Origin of the sequence: Paraeggerthella sp. Marseille-Q4926, from assembly GCF_916618935.1 — a bacterium.
GTDB lineage: Bacteria > Actinomycetota > Coriobacteriia > Coriobacteriales > Eggerthellaceae > Paraeggerthella > Paraeggerthella hominis.
Genome location: NZ_CAKAKF010000001.1, coordinates 374187 through 388928 on the forward strand (window position 1 = coordinate 374187; position 14742 = coordinate 388928).

10 protein-coding genes and 1 riboswitch are annotated in these 14742 nt (G+C 64.3%); of the genes, 5 read left to right on the top strand and 5 right to left on the bottom strand.

Features of this window, described 5'->3' with window-relative positions; translation table 11 throughout:
* Positions 1-21: 21 nt before the first annotated feature.
* From LG373_RS01540 to LG373_RS01555, 4 genes are all read right to left on the bottom strand, one after another.
* Positions 22-822, bottom strand: a complete 801-nt coding sequence (locus tag LG373_RS01540; RefSeq protein ID WP_114566766.1) for an energy-coupling factor transporter transmembrane protein EcfT — start codon at positions 820-822, stop codon at positions 22-24.
* Complete coding sequence (locus tag LG373_RS01545) at positions 815-1780, bottom strand: energy-coupling factor transporter ATPase (RefSeq protein WP_114566767.1); 966 nt, start codon at positions 1778-1780, stop codon at positions 815-817. Before LG373_RS01545 ends, LG373_RS01540 begins: the two co-directional genes overlap by 8 nt.
* Positions 1756-2577: an energy-coupling factor transporter ATPase gene (locus tag LG373_RS01550; RefSeq protein ID WP_216528903.1), complete on the bottom strand. Its 822-nt coding sequence runs from the start codon at positions 2575-2577 to the stop codon at positions 1756-1758. Before LG373_RS01550 ends, LG373_RS01545 begins: the two co-directional genes overlap by 25 nt.
* A gap of 142 nt (positions 2578-2719) precedes the next feature.
* Positions 2720-3316: an ECF transporter S component gene (locus LG373_RS01555; protein WP_114566769.1), complete on the bottom strand. Its 597-nt coding sequence runs from the start codon at positions 3314-3316 to the stop codon at positions 2720-2722.
* A 136-nt stretch (positions 3317-3452) separates the two neighbouring features.
* Positions 3453-3618: riboswitch (FMN riboswitch) on the bottom strand.
* A gap of 346 nt (positions 3619-3964) precedes the next feature.
* Between LG373_RS01555 and LG373_RS01560 the strand changes: the two genes are divergently transcribed.
* The 3 genes from LG373_RS01560 (at position 3965) to LG373_RS01570 (ending at position 7770) form a co-directional block, all read left to right on the top strand.
* Entirely contained in the window at positions 3965-4468 is a 504-nt protein-coding gene (locus tag LG373_RS01560; protein WP_114566770.1) for an L-2-amino-thiazoline-4-carboxylic acid hydrolase, read from the top strand.
* A 164-nt stretch (positions 4469-4632) separates the two neighbouring features.
* Complete coding sequence (locus LG373_RS01565) at positions 4633-6081, top strand: sodium:alanine symporter family protein (RefSeq protein WP_225748800.1); 1449 nt, start codon at positions 4633-4635, stop codon at positions 6079-6081.
* Between the two features lie 273 nt (positions 6082-6354).
* Positions 6355-7770, top strand: coding sequence for a sodium:alanine symporter family protein (locus LG373_RS01570; RefSeq protein WP_216528898.1), 1416 nt, complete (start codon positions 6355-6357; stop codon positions 7768-7770).
* 117 nt (positions 7771-7887) lie between these two features.
* On the opposite strand, the gene LG373_RS01575 is transcribed toward LG373_RS01570, so the two are convergent.
* On the bottom strand, positions 7888-10758 hold the full coding sequence (locus LG373_RS01575; protein ID WP_225748801.1) for a metallophosphoesterase: 2871 nt from the start codon (positions 10756-10758) through the stop codon (positions 7888-7890).
* Between the two features lie 891 nt (positions 10759-11649).
* Between LG373_RS01575 and LG373_RS01580 the strand changes: the two genes are divergently transcribed.
* Positions 11650-12939, top strand: coding sequence for an aminoacetone oxidase family FAD-binding enzyme (locus LG373_RS01580; RefSeq protein ID WP_225748802.1), 1290 nt, complete (start codon positions 11650-11652; stop codon positions 12937-12939).
* A complete protein-coding gene (locus LG373_RS01585; protein WP_225748803.1) occupies positions 12932-14635 on the top strand; it encodes an NAD(P)/FAD-dependent oxidoreductase in 1704 nt (567 codons plus the stop codon). Before LG373_RS01580 ends, LG373_RS01585 begins: the two co-directional genes overlap by 8 nt.
* Positions 14636-14742 lie beyond the last annotated feature (107 nt).

Consider the following 14742-nt stretch of genomic DNA (forward strand, 5'->3'; position numbering starts at 1 on the left):
TGGGGGCTGTTGCCAGTTCGGCTAGTTCGGTATGAAATTGGATGCAATGACGCACGCCAGCATGAGCAGGATTACCCCCGTGCCTCGTGCGTCAAGCTGCGAGTACGCAAGCGGATGCAGGCGCGTCCGCCCGGTCCCCCCGTGGTAGCAGCGCGCGTCCATGCCCGAGGAAAGCGTTTCCGCATGGCGAAACGCGCTGGTGAACAGGGGAACCATAAGGGAGGCCAGCATGCGCACCTTCCCCTTGGAAAACGTTGCCCCGCGGCTGATCTGCGCGCGGTAGACGGTTTGCAGCTCAAAAGTGAACTGCGGCAGGAATCGAAGCGCAATGCCCATCATCATGGAAAGCTCGTGGGCCGGTACTCCGATGCGTGCGAAAGGGTGCAGCAGGTACTCGAAAGCGTCGGTGATATCGAGCGTGGTCGTGGTCAGCGTAAGAAGGCTCATGCCCAGCAGCAGCAAGAGGAGCCGGCACGCGATGAACGCAGCCTGCCAGATACCTGCCTCGCTGATGCGGAAGATCCACCACTCGAACAGCACCTGCCCGCCCTGCACGAAGAACACGTTCAGCAGCGCGGTGATGACCACGATGAACGCCAGCGGCGCGATGGACTTGAACGCCGATCGAAGCGGGATGCCCGCCAACGCGAAGAATCCGAATACGAACGCGGCGCATACGGCAAGCCCCCAGAAGTTTCCCACGTTCGCAACGAAGGCCACCGCCATGAGGGCAAGCGAAAGCAGCAGTTTGGCGCGCGGGTCCATGCGGTGAACGGGGCTTGTTCCCGGCCAGTAGCGTCCGATGACCGCGATGTCAGGCATGGCGAGCCTCCGCTTCGTACAGCGCCCTCAGGTCGTCGGCAAGCGATTCCACGTTGTACAGCTGGCGGGGCAGGTCAAGGCCCAGCGAGCGCAGCTCGGCTGCAAGCTTGTGCGGGGCCGGCGCGTCCAGCCCGATGGCGCGCAGCTCGTCGCCTTGCGCGAACACCTCGGCCGGCGTGCCTAGCGCGAACTGCCTGCCTTCGTTCAGCACGAGGATTCGATCGGAGAAACGGGCCAGGTCGTCCATGTTGTGCGACACCATCACAACGGTGAGCCCTCCGGCGTGCAATTCGCTTATGAGGGCGAGGAACTCCTCACGCGCCACGGGATCGAGCCCCGCGACCGGCTCGTCGAGCACCAGCACCTGCGGCTCCATGGCCAAAACCCCGGCGAACGCCACGCGCCGCTGCTGTCCTCCGGAAAGCTCGAAGGGGCTTTTGTCTCCCACGACGTCCGGGTCCAAGCGCACGCTCTCCAGGGCGGCGCGCACGCGCGTCTGCACCTCTTCGTCGGTCACGCCCAGGTTTCGCGGTCCGAACGCCACGTCCTCGTTGACGGTGGCGGCGAACAGCTGATGCTCGGGGTACTGGAACACCAGGCCCACCTTGCCGCGGCACGCCTGTGCCTCCCGCTTGTCGGCCAGGTCTTTCCCATCAAGGAGCACGCGTCCGCGCGTGGGACTCACCAGCCCGTTCATGTGCTGGATGAGCGTGCTCTTCCCGCTTCCGGTGTGGCCGGCCACGCCAAGGAATTCCCCGTCTTCCAGGGAGAAGTTGATGTCGCGAAGCGCCCATACGGCATTGGGATCCGTTCCCCAGGTGGCTTTGCCGTGGGTTTCAAGCGAGGGCGCCTCTTCTATCACGCCGGCTTCCCGTCGCTTTTTCAGGCGGCGCTTGCGCTTTTCTTGACGGTCGGGGTCGGAATACGAGTAGCTTACGCCTTCGAAAGCAATGCGCATAGCTCCTCCTTCAAGGCTTCGGTTTCAACATGCATGCCTACGGGCACACCGCGCTGCTTGAGCGCAAGCGAAAGCGCAGCGGCGAACGGTACGTCGAGGTTCAGGCTTTCCAGCAGCTCTGCTCGTACGAGTACTTCTTGAGGGGTTCCGTCGCAGGCGACGCGGCCGTTCTCCAGCACGATGACGCGATCCGCCTGAGCCGCTTCCTCCATGAAATGCGTGATCATGACGATGGTCATGCCGCGATCGTGCAGTTCGTGGCACACGCGCATAAGGCCCTTGCGTCCGCGCGGATCAAGCATGGCAGTTGCCTCGTCGAGCACCAGGATGTCCGGCTCCATGGCCAAGACGCCCGCGATGGCTACGCGCTGCTTCTGCCCGCCCGACAGCGCCGCGGTCTCGCGCTTGTCGTAGCCCTGCAGACCCACGTCCGCCAGCGCGTCCGCTACGCGCCGGCGCAGCTCCTCGGTGGGCACGCCCAGGTTTTCCGGCCCGAACGCCACGTCGTTTTCGATGAGGCTGGCAACCAGCTGGTCGTCGGGGTTCTGAAACACCATGCCTGCGTTGCTTCGGATGAAGTACGTTGCATGTTCGTCGCGCGTGTCGCGGCCAAGCACGGTGACGCTGCCCTCGTCGGGGGTTAGAAGCGCGTTCACGTGCTTGGCTAGCGTCGATTTGCCCGACCCGTTTCCGCCGAGAACGCACACGAACTCGCCTTGCTGAATGCGCGCGTCTACGCCGTCGAGCACGAACGCCTCTCCGTCGTATGTGAATCCCACCTTGGAGAACTCGATCATAAGCAGCGGTCCTTCTTTCCTTTTGTCGCGAGTGCGGTTGCAGGGCGGTGCCCTTTTCCGTGCTTCGGCTTGAGCTCGTCGGCGGTCGAAACTTGCGGCCGCCGACGGCTGGTCTGCTGAAAAGCCCTGGGAAAAGAAGGGTTTAACGCCCCTTGACCTGCTTTTTCTTCGGGGTGATCAGGTTGGAGATGCTTTTGTATACGATCAAGGTCAAAACGGCGTTCAGCGCGCCCTTCACCAAGTTGAACGGGGTAAGGATGGGGATGATCATGGCGATCACCGCATCAAGCGGAACGCCCAGCCACGCCGGCGTGATGATCAGGTTGCCCACGATGGCCATGAGCGTTGCAGCAAGGACGGACAGGACAAGGCCCAGCACGCCGCCCTTGAATGACCGCGTTTTGCGGTACACGATGGCTGCGGGCAAGATGAAACCGGTGACTACCAGGATGTTCATGAGCGCGCCCGAGAAATCGGCGAACAAGATGCCGTGGATCACGGCGCCCACGATGCCGACCGACAATCCGGCTGCGGGGCCGAACGCGAACCCGCATACCATGGCCGGCATGGCGGAAGCATCGTATTTCAGCCAGGTCACGCCGGGCAGCAGCGGAAATTCGACGAACGAAAGCAGCACGCCGATCGCGCACAGCAGCGCCATCGTGACCAATTGGCGGGTTTCCCATTTGTTCGTGTTGGTGAATGCGGGCGCGTGAGCGTCTTTGTTGTTGGCTGCCATGGCAACCCCTTTCTTTCCAGGCCGATTGCGTGCGGGTCAGGTTTTCCGGCCAAAAAAGAAAACAAGCCCGTATGAATTCCTTCCATACAGGCTTGTTGGGTCCGCCGATGCAAAGCGCGCGCGCTGCGTTCGCGGATCTCTGCCTCTTCCATCCGGACTATACCGTTGGTCCCGGGATCTCACCGGAATCAGCCTGCACAGCATGGCGCCACGCAGGGTCGCGGACTCTCGGCTTGCTGCAGCGCGAAGCTGCGGGCCGAATTACCGCCAGTGAGGAATTGCACCTCGCCCTGAAACAGAATCCATGGCGCACATTGTAACCACCTCGCTGATCTGTGGCAAGCGTTTCTCACGGAATGCGGACAGGATCGAATTTTTGTGGCGTTGCGGCGCCCGGCGTTGCGACGTTGGGTGCTGGACGCTGGGCGTTGGACACCGGGCGCTGGACGGGATCGAAAGCGCTTCCGTGAACGCATTGTCGCCCGAAACGTACGGTTTTCGCCGAGAAACCGTACGTTTCGGGCGACAATGCGCGGCGGGGCGGGTTGGCCTGCTGCCGGGCCGTTCTTTTGCCTGCTGGCGGACCGCTCCCGTATAATGCCGGTACGCGAAGACATGGCGCACGCCATGGAAGACGAAGGGGGAGCAATGGGGCAGAGCGGGGTCGTGAACGAGCCGCGGATCAAAAACCCGCTGGTGAAGGCTATTCGGGAGTTGCTGGAGCACCGCGCGCTTTGGCTGTACCTGCTTACGGACGAGGCCGCGAAGGCCGGCGCCGATCCGGCGACGTTCGCGCCGGCAGCGGTCAAGCGCTGCGGCTTGTTTCAGGGGGCGGAGCTGGTTGCAAAGGGCGGCGGCACGCATAGTTTGAAGAGCCTCAAGAAGGGGCTGTTCGGCAAGCCGGCCCAGATGGTGTTCGAGATGGACGTCAAAGACGTGCAGGACGATCGGTTCGAGCTGGAATTTCATTACTGCCCGCTGGTGAAGGCGTGGCAGAAGCAGGGTTGCACCGACGAGGAGATTTCCAACCTGTGCGATTGGGCCATGTGCGGCGATCGCGGCATCGGCGAGGCGTACGGCTGCGAACTGGACCTGCCCAAGACCATCGCGCGCGGCGACGATGTGTGCCACCTGATCTACCATCGGCGGTAGGCCCGTACCCGACGAGCTGGGGCGATTCGGCAGATCGCCGGTTTCGTGAACCTAGCGTGCGAAGCGCGACATCGATGCGATGTTTCGCACGCTAGGTTACAGTTTGTGTATACCCGACGGGAATTTTCCTTCGCCGGTTCGTGCGGGGGTACAATAGCGAAATTATGTTTGAGATTCTCAACACCATCGACAGCTTTGTATGGGGCCCGGCCATGATCGCGCTCCTTTTGGGCTCGCATCTGTTCTTTACGGTGAAGACGGGCTTCATCCAGCGTAAACTGCCCCAGGCCATCAAGCTCTCGCTCACCTCGGATCCCGAGGGCAAAGGCGACATCAGCCACTTCGGCGCGCTCGCAACGGCGCTGGCGGCCACCATCGGCACGGGCTCCATCGTGGGCGTGGCCACGGCTATCCTGGCGGGCGGCCCAGGTGCCGTGTTCTGGATGTGGATCACGGGCGTGTTCGGCATCGCCACCAAGTATGCGGAAGTGTACGCGGCGGTGAAGTACCGCGTGAAGGACCATAACGGTGCCATGCTGGGCGGCGCCATGTACATTTGGGAGCGCGCGTTTCGTCACAATGACAAGGGCGAACTGGATCCCGGCCCCGGCGGGCGTACCCCGTGGTGGGCGAAGCTGGGCGCGGTCGCGTTCGCGGCGTTCGCGGCCATTGCCGCCATCGGCACCGGATCGGCCGTGCAGGCGTCGGCTATGGCCGGCATCATCACCTCGAACGTCGCGGTTCCCGCATGGGCTGTGGGCGTGGTGATCGTGATCCTGGTTTCGGTGGTCATCTTCGGCGGCGTGGAATCCATATCCAAAGTCTGCGAGAAGCTGGTTCCCTTCATGGCCGTGGCGTATGCCGGCGGATGCATCGTCATCCTCGTGCTCAACGGCCCGCTTCTGGGTCAGGCGCTCGGTCTTATCCTCGAGTGCGCGTTCACTCCGAAGGCCGCGTTCGGCGGCGCCGTGGGCAGCGGCATCATGGTTGCCTTGCAGTTCGGCTGCGCGCGCGGCCTGTTCTCCAACGAATCCGGCCTGGGCTCCGCGCCCATCGTGGCGGCAGCGGCTTCCACCCGCAACCCTGCTCAGCAGGCGCTTGTTGCCATGACCGGCACGTTTTGGTCCACTGTCGTGATCTGCGCGCTGACCGGCATCGTGCTGGTGTCCACCATGCTCGCGCATCCCGACATCGCCTCCGACATCTTGGAGAATCCCACGTTGTACTCGGGCGCCCAGCTGGCAAGCGAGGCGTTCTCGAAGATTCCCTACATCGGAACGCCTATTCTGGTGCTGGGCATGGTGGCGTTCAGCTACACCACCATCCTGGGTTGGTCGTACTACGGTAGCCGCTGCATCACGTACCTGTTCGGGCGCTACGCTATTCGTCCGTATCAGGTGGTGTACGTGGCCGTGGCGTTTTTGGGAGCTATCGGCGTAGGCGACGTCGTCTGGCTGATCAGCGATATCGGCAACGCGCTCATGGCCATTCCCAATATCGTGGTGGTTCTCATGCTGTCCGGCATGGTCGCTCGGGAGACGCGGCACTACATTTACGACGGCAATCTCGACGAAGCTGACGACACGCCTATCCCGCAGCTGGAAGGGAAGTAGGGCTCGCCCGCTCGTCCGCGGATGCCGCGTTTTCGCTCGTCCCCCTGCCCGCGGCGCCGTTCGCTGACAATTTCGCATTTGGTATCAAGCTGCAACGTGCCGCCTCGTTATAATCCGGGTACTTTAGCGTGCGAAAGTGCCCATACCGAAACGGCTTCCATCGTTCTCGCCATGCGCCGATGATGCCCAGCGCTTTGCCGCGGCGGTGCAACCTGCTTCGGTATAGACTCTTCGCCTGCTTTCGTACACAAGGAAAGAGAGAGGGGTTGGGGTATGGACATCGTTCAGCTTATCAGCGACATCGATGCGTTCGTGTGGGGCCCGCCGATGATCATTCTGCTGCTGGGTTCTCACCTGTTCCTGACGTTTCGCACGGGATTCATCCAACGCAAGCTGCCGACGGCCATCAAGCTGTCGGTGACGAAGGACCCGGACGCACCGGGGGACATCAGCCAGTTCGGCGCGTTGACCACGGCGCTTTCGGCCACCATCGGCACGGGCAACATCGTGGGCGTGGGCACCGCCATCCTGGCGGGCGGTCCGGGCGCGGTGCTGTGGATGTGGCTTACGGGCGTGTTCGGCATGGCTACCAAGTACTCCGAGACGTACGCAGCCGTGAAGTACCGCGTGAAGGACCATAACGGCAACATGCTGGGCGGAGCGATGTACGCGTGGCGTCGTGCGTTCGAGAAGGACGGGAAGACGCCCTGGTACGGCGTGCTGGGGGCGGGTGCCTTCGCCCTGTTCGCCGCTGTGGCTTCGTTCGGCATTGGATCCGCGGTCCAGTCCAGCGCGATGACGGGCATCATCACCTCGAACGCTCCCGGCGTTCCCGCGTGGGGCATCGGGTTGGCTATCGTCATCATGGTGTCGCTCGTCATCTTCGGCGGCATCAAGATCATCTCCAAGGTATGCGAGAAGCTGGTTCCGTTCATGGCTATCGCGTACGCATGGGGCTGCATCGTGATCATTGGAATGAACTGGGAATACGTGTGGCCTGCCATCTGCTTGATCTTCGAATGCGCCTTCACGCCGAAGGCTGCGTTCGGCGGCGCCGTGGGCAGCGGCCTTATGATGGCGCTGCAGTTCGGTTGCGCGCGCGGCCTGTTCTCCAACGAGTCCGGCCTGGGTTCCGCGCCCATCGTGGCCTCGGCCGCGTCCACGCGCAACCCGGCACGCCAGGCGCTCGTGTCCATGACCGGTACGTTCTGGGATACGGTGGTCATCTGCGCTTTGACGGGCATCGTGCTGGTTTCCACGATGATCGCGAACCCCGGCATCATGGAGAGCGGTCAGGTTTCCGCTGGCGCCGACCTGACAAGCGCGGCGTTCGCGTCGATTCCCTACATCGGCACGCCTATCCTGGTGATCGGCATGATCCTGTTCGCATACACCACCATCCTGGGTTGGTCGTACTACGGCAACCGCTGCGTCACGTACCTGTTCGGCAAGCACGCCATTCGCCCGTACCAGGTGCTCTACGTAGCCGTGGCGTTCTTGGGCGCCATCGGCATCGGCGATTTGGTGTGGACCATCTCGGACATCACCAACGCGCTCATGGCCGTTCCGAACATCATCGTCGTGCTGTTGCTTTCGGGGCTGATCGCTCGCGAGACCAAACATTACGTGTGGGAGAAAAACCTCGACGAGGCGGACGATACCGAGATTCCCGTGCTCGAGAGCAAGTAGCTTGCAGCTTGCACGGTGCTCGTCTCGACAACGCACCGAACAGCCCGGTGCCGTATTGACGCCGGGCTGTTCTTTTTTACGGGGTCGCGAGTTTGCCTTGTGCGCAGAGCGCGTCGGCTAGTCGTCTTCTTCCTCGCCTTTCTTGAGCTTTACCGCCGCGCCGCCGAGCGCGCCGAGGGCCGCGATGGCCGCCGCGCCTGCGACCGCGCCCCAGGATGCGTCGCCGGTTCGGACGGTTTTCGCCGGGTTGCCGATCGTTGTGCTGCCGCCGCTGCCGCCGGTTCCGCTCGATCCGCCCGACCCGCTGCCGGTGCCCGATCCGCCGGTGCCCGATCCGCCGGTGCCCGATCCGCCGGTGCCGCTGCCGCCCTGGCCGCTTCCGCCGCTGCCGGATCCTCCTTCCGGCTCAGGATCGTTGCCCGGCTTTTCGGGGGCGAACGCCGCGGTTAGGGTTGTCGTTGCCGAGGCGTAGCCGGCTGCGTAGGCTAGCGTGTACGTCCCTGCCGCAGCGGGCGTGAACTGCCAGGTTGGCGCTGAGCCTTCGGTGCTGCCGGTCGCTTTCTGCGCTTCGACGTTTTCAAGGGCGACGGGGTTGCCGTCGGGATCGGTCACGAAGGGCGTTGCCTGCATCGTCGATCCGTTGACGTCCTCGAACGATACGGAGGGTATGGCGTACGGTTCTCCTACCGTGGCTTTCCCCAGGTCAGATGCGGTTGGGGCTTGTATCGGGGAAGCGGGGACGGCGGAGGCTGCGTACAGCGTTGCGACATGGTCCCCGGTTGCGACGCCGGGGCTTAGGCGCGCGAACGCCACGCGTCCGACCATCGCATGCTCGGGCTCGCCTTGCGCGTTCGTGTCGGCGCCCAAAAACCAGCGCAACGGCGCGCCGCCGCTTACGCTGGGCGGGGGCAGGGTTCCCGGATTGGCGAACTGCGAAGCAAGCGTTCCGTTCGCGTACAGCTTCATCTCGACGCCGTCGTACGTTGCCACGACATGCGTCCAGGCAAGCGTGTCGACATAGGCGCTGGTCGATTTCCACCCGCCGCCTTCAGGCGACGTGTAGTAATGCAAGCTGGGACGGCTGCCGTTGGGGTCGGAGCTGCTCGACGGGTAGTACTCCAGATTCTGGCCGCGGGATTGCCCCGATGAGAACAGCTCGAAGTAGCTGGAGGGCTCTTCGTCGAACCGGAACAGCACTTCCAGGGTGCATCCGGTGCCGATACGCGCGTAGTCCTCGCTCGTGAACGCGTACGCTGCCGCGGCGGCGCCTCCGAATACGCCGACCTGCTTGTTGAACAGGGGGTCGGAAGTTAGCTCCAATGCTCCGAACTCCTTGAGCGCATGGGGCGCGGCAGAGAGGTCGTCGGCCGATCCTTGCGCGAAATCCACGGACAAGAGCGGGTCCTCAAGGGGCGTCACCTCGCGCTCCTTCGTCCTGAACTCGGTCTGGCCGATAAGCGCTTCCTTGCCGTATGCATTGCGGGCGTAGGCCTTGAGCGTGTACGCGGTGTTCTCTGCCAGGGCCGCGCCGATAAGAGGGCGAACGAACTCGTCTGCGCGGTTTTGGCTTGCTTTGTAGTACTCGGACATGAACCGCGCATCGTACAGGGGCGTGTCGGAATCCGCCTCGAAAACCTCGACGCGATAACACAGGACGATATCGTTGTCCAAGCCGGTCGCGTCCGCGTGCACCTTGTTCGCGGTGATGGCGAAGGACGCTCCCGACGAGGTCAGGGTGTCGTCGCTCGGTACCCTGACGGCGGCGTCGGCCTCTACCGTAGGGGGAAGGCTGCGCGCTTCCATGGCGGCAGACGTATAGACCTTGGTGCTTTGGTCGTTCGGGCTGAACGACCACGGCTCGCCAAGGCATGCGCCTTCGCGGAAATCCATGCGGTAGACGGTCACGACATGGGTTGCCGGATCGATGTCCACCAGCTCGCACTGGTTGGCGTCGTCTCCGTCGGCGGGGTGCCCGTACAAAAGGCTCCCCCCGCTGTAGTCGCCGTTGTTGTACCCTTCGTCCTGGCCTCCCTTCGTCCAGAAGTTGTTGGCGAACGTGGCGGTTTGAATAAGGGTGCAGCCGTCGTCTTGGTAGATCGACCGCGGGTCGGCCATGGGGATGTGCGTGTGCCCTGAAAAGTGAACGATCTGGGGATACGCCGCTGCGATTTCATGGTAAAAGGCCATGTCGTTGCCCGTTCGGTCGGACTTGTTGGTGCCGAACTGGCCGTTCCAGCTGCCGCCCGTGCTGTACCAGACCGTGTTGCCGAAGGGATGATGGGTCAACATGAAGATGGGCTTGTTCGCGTCTTCCGCCTGCGCGGCGGCCAGGCGTTCGCGAATCCAGTCCTGCCGGTCGCCGTACCAGTTGTTGTCGTAGCCGCCCGGATGGGACGAGAGCGCCAGCACGTGGTAGCCGCCGCTTCCGCCCACGATGAAATCGCAGTCGGTTTGGCCCTCGTTCGCGCCTCCCGGAATCTGGAACGATCCCGCTACGGCCAGCTTGGAGGAAAGGAACTCCTTGAACGCAGCCTGGGCGTTCTCCTTGTTTCCTTGCCAGCTGTAGTATTCGTGGTTGCCCATTACGATCCCAACGGGCTTGCGCGCGTTCGCGTTGAGGAGCGAGGCCAGCTCATCGTACTGCGCGGGCGTGCCGGTGTCCGCCGAATCTCCCACGAAGAAGTGGGCTGCCACATCGGGCGCGGCGGCGTAGATCCCGGAAAACGCAGCGGGGATCTTCTGCGCGTAGGAGTTACGGGCCTCGGCGCCTACGTGCGTGTCGCTGTGCACGGTGAAGCGCACGTGCCCGTCCTGCAGCGCGGGCCAAGCTTGGCCGGGGGCCGGGCTGAACGCTGCGTCGGCGCGCTGATCGGGGAACACGAGCATGCCTCCCGCAAGGGACACGCCGGCTACGGCTGCTAGCTTGAGGAACGATCGACGCGACACGCCGATCGTGCTCGTTTCGAAAAAAGATGACGCGTGTTCCATGGAAAGCCCTTCTGCTCGAATGGTTGGTTGGCGCTTGCCCGGTTGGGCCGCGGCGGCGGGGCGCAGGTGCGCTCGGCGTGGAAAAGGTTGCCGAGCGGAAGTATAGGAGCGCCGCGAAAAGAGCGGGTACGGTGCAGGTAAGGACCGGGTACGCATGCGGTAAGGTTTGCGTAAGAGGCGAAACGCCCAGATGACGAAGCCGCAAGGCGCTCGAGTTCCCAGGAGGCGAACCTCCCGCATGCCCGCGCGCTCGGGATCCGAAGGAGTGATCCGGTCGAGCTTCCAGGCCCGAAACAACCCCTTCGCGTTCCGGGGTCGCCGCGTTCCTCCTCGCGCACCTGCTCCCATTTCCCGCGCTCCCGGTTTTGCAGGGGGCTCTATGTTGAACCGGAATCGGCACATGCTGACGTACGTTGTCTTTTCGAGCGGTCGGGCTGCGATCGGTCGTGATGGGCCCCCGGTGGTCGGGCGGCGCGGCTGGTTCGCCGTCAGGATTTTCTCAGCGCCCTCCAGCGCCCCTAGCTGCCCGATTTTTACAGCAATGTTGCGCACCGCCTCGCATCTTCAAAAGCCTCGTCCTTGTGAACTGGGATAATGAAATACGGCTCTTGGAGGGAAGGCGATGAAGAGGGCTTGCGCCTCGAAAAGCGCAACATTGCGTGCAAAATCGAGCAGAAAGCGCATCGCCGTCCTCAACGCAGGCGGGCGCATGTCGATGGCGGTTCGGCGGCGGGCGTCTTTCTTAACCGTTGCCGCCGCGCCGCCGCGCTGCCGAGCGCGCTGGGGGCTGCGCCGACCGCTGTCCCCGCGTCGTTTACCTGCTGCGAGGATCCTGCGATAAGCGGTTGCGCTGCGGCGGGGCTCGCCTCGCCTTGCGGTATCATGGCCGGTATGAAGAAACTTGCCATCATAGGAGGCGGCGCGGCGGGGCTCGCGGCCGCTGTTGAAACCGTCCGCGCTCTGCGCGCTCGAGGCGTTGCCCCCGGATCCGTGGAGACGACGGTGTACGAAGCCAGCGACCGCGTCGGTCGATCCATTCTGGCAACCGGCAATGGCCGCTGCAACTTCTCGAATGCTTGCATCGACGTTGCCGCATACCGCAATCCGACGTTCGTCTCGCAGGCTTTGGCCGAGCTTGAGGTCGAACCCGAACCTGAATTAGAATCGCATGAGGACCCCGTTCACAACCTGTTCGCCGACTTGGGCCTGCTCTGGCGCGAAGAGGGCGAGGGGCGTCTGTATCCTTTGGCGAACAAGGCGACCAGCGTGTTGGACGTGCTGCGTTCGGCTGCGCAGGATGCGGAGGTGCATCTGGCGTGCGACTGCGTTGCCAAACGCGTCGAGGCGCCGCAGCGCGCTGGCGATCGATTCCATATTCGGTTTGCGGACGGCGCGGTGCAGCATGCCGATGCCGTGATCGTGGCCGTTGGCGGCAGGGCGATCGAGGAGATCGAGCTGCCGGAAGGGCTGTCATGCGTGAGCGGTCGTCCCGTGCTGGGCCCGCTGCGCACGGATACCGCCCTGGTGAAGCCGCTCAACAACGTTCGCGTTCGCTGTTGCGTTTCGCTGGTGGGCAAGGACGGCGCCGAGAAGGCTCGCGAATCCGGCGAGGTGCTGTTCCGCGATTACGGCGTGTCGGGCATTGCCGTGTTCAACCTGTCGCGCTTCGCCCGCCCGGGTGACAAGCTGCGCATCGACCTGCTTCCCCAAATCGCGCCCGAAAAGGCGGAGGGCCTTCTGCTCGATCGCGCCGCCCGCTTGCGTTCGGCCGGCCGCTCGTGCTCGGCCGATGCGCTTGTGCGGGGCATGCTGCTGCCCGCGGTGGCCCATGCCGTGTTGAAGGAGGCGGGACTGCGCTCTGAAGACCCGTTCGCCAAGAAGGATGCGTCGAAGCTGGCGCGCGTTCTCAAGGGGTTGCCCCTGGTGGTGCGCGGTATTGGCGATGCTCGCCAGTGCCAAGTGACGCGCGGGGGGCTTGCCGTCGACGCGTTCGATCCGTGCACGATGGGAGCGCGCCGCATACCGGGCTTCTTCGCGGCGGGAGAGGCGCTGGACGTGGATGCGCCCTGCGGCGGGTACAACTTGCATTGGGCGTGGGCGAGCGGCATGCTGGCAGCCCGCGCGGCAGCCAACGAACTGGCGGTCGACGCCGGTCGAGCGAAGGGAGCGAGCCGTGCTTGAGGTTTCGAACGTGAGGCTTCCGCTTGATGCGGGTGTCGCCGGGTCGAAGGGCGACGCGCTCGTTCGCGTTGCCGCGGCGGATGCGCTGGGCGTGCGGGAGGGGGACGTGGATTCGGTTCGCGTCCTCAAGCGCAGCGTGGATGCGCGCAAGAAGCGGGATGTGCACTTCGTGGCGACGCTTGGCGTGGAGCTTTCCGATCCTTCGATGGAGCAGCGCGTCCTTGCGCAAGCCTGCTCGCGGGCGGGCGCGGGAGCTTCCCCTGGCACTCATGTGAAGCGTCACGAGCCTTATGCGGCGCTTGCCGTTCCGGAACTCGGGCCGACGTTCGAGGCGAGCGGCGAGCCGCGCCCCGTGGTGGTAGGCGCGGGTCCGGCGGGCCTGTTCTGCGCGCTGTACCTGGCGCGGGCCGGCTTGCGGCCCCTTCTGCTGGAGCGCGGGGCGGACGTGGACGAGCGGCTTGCGACGATCGCGGCGTTCGACGCGGGCGCGGATTTGGACCCGCAGACGAACATCCAGTTCGGAGAGGGAGGCGCGGGTACGTTTTCCGATGGAAAGCTGACCACGAACATCAAGAATCCCTTGGCGCGTCATGTGCTTCGCTGGTTTGCGGACGCCGGCGCGCCCGAGGAAATCCTGTGGCAGGCCAAACCCCATATCGGTACCGATCTGCTGGTGGACGTGGTGCGCGAGCTGCGCAGCCAGATCGTCGCGGCGGGCGGCGAGGTGCGCTTCCACGCGCAGCTGACGGGCTTGCATTTCCAGGACGGGGCCCTTGCGGCGGTGAACGTGCTCGAATCGGGAAGGAGCGCGCGCGTGCCTGCGCGGCGCGTGGTGCTGGCGTGCGGGCATTCGGCGCGCGACACCTTCGAGGTCGTGCATGCTGCGGGCGTGAAGATGGAGCAGAAGCCCTTTTCGGTGGGCGTGCGCATCGAGCATCCTCAAGTGGCGGTGGATCGCGCTCAGTACGGCGATGCCGCAACTCATCCGGCACTCGGCCCGGCGGACTACAAGCTGGCCGTTCATCTGCCCGACGGACGCAGCGTCTACACGTTCTGCATGTGTCCGGGCGGCCAGGTGGTATGCGCGGCAAGCGAGCCGGACAGCGTGGTGGTGAACGGCATGAGCCGGTTCGCGCGCGACGGGGAGAATGCGAACAGCGCGCTGCTGGTGGGCGTGGGCCCGCAGGACTTCGAGGGGGATCATCCCCTTGCGGGCGTGAAGCTGCAACGGGATATGGAGCGCGCGGCGTATCGGGCGGCGTGCGCAGCGGGCGGCGATCCGTATCAGGCGCCCGCTCAAACCGTGGGGGATTTCCTTGCGGGCCGCTCGGCGGGTCCCGGTTCGTCGGTGCGCCCCACGTACGCGCGCGGCGTGGCGTGGTGCGACTTGCGGGAGTGCCTGCCGGAGTTCGTTGCAGATGCGATTGCGTCCGCGCTTCCGGTGCTGGACCGCAAGCTCACGGGGTTCGCAGACCAGGATGCCGTTATGACCGGCGTGGAAACGCGCAGTTCAAGCCCGGTTCGCATCGTGCGCGGCGAAGGCTGCGAGGCGCTTCTAGCCGAAGAATCCCCTATGGACGGCGGGACGGGCCTCTATCCGTGCGGAGAGGGCGCGGGTTATGCGGGCGGCATCATGAGCGCTGCATGCGACGGTTTGCGAGTTGCCCAGTTCGTGGCTCAGGCGTTCGCCCGTTGACGCTACTGCAGGTGCCCATTCGCGCCCAGACGTTCGGAGGCCGCTACATTCCGCTCGCTCGAAGCGAGCGTCCAAGTCGGGTCGACGCTTGCTCGGCATCGAAGCGC

Coding starts and splice junctions, on each gene's coding strand:
- LG373_RS01570 (WP_216528898.1), top strand. CDS start 6,355: ATGGACATCGTTCAGCTTATCAGCGACATCGATGCGTTCGTGTGGGGC.
- LG373_RS01540 (WP_114566766.1), bottom strand. CDS start 822: ATGCCTGACATCGCGGTCATCGGACGCTACTGGCCGGGAACAAGCCCC.
- LG373_RS01555 (WP_114566769.1), bottom strand. CDS start 3,316: ATGGCAGCCAACAACAAAGACGCTCACGCGCCCGCATTCACCAACACG.
- LG373_RS01560 (WP_114566770.1), top strand. CDS start 3,965: ATGGGGCAGAGCGGGGTCGTGAACGAGCCGCGGATCAAAAACCCGCTG.
- LG373_RS01545 (WP_114566767.1), bottom strand. CDS start 1,780: ATGCGCATTGCTTTCGAAGGCGTAAGCTACTCGTATTCCGACCCCGAC.
- LG373_RS01565 (WP_225748800.1), top strand. CDS start 4,633: ATGTTTGAGATTCTCAACACCATCGACAGCTTTGTATGGGGCCCGGCC.
- LG373_RS01575 (WP_225748801.1), bottom strand. CDS start 10,758: ATGGAACACGCGTCATCTTTTTTCGAAACGAGCACGATCGGCGTGTCG.
- LG373_RS01550 (WP_216528903.1), bottom strand. CDS start 2,577: ATGATCGAGTTCTCCAAGGTGGGATTCACATACGACGGAGAGGCGTTC.
- LG373_RS01580 (WP_225748802.1), top strand. CDS start 11,650: ATGAAGAAACTTGCCATCATAGGAGGCGGCGCGGCGGGGCTCGCGGCC.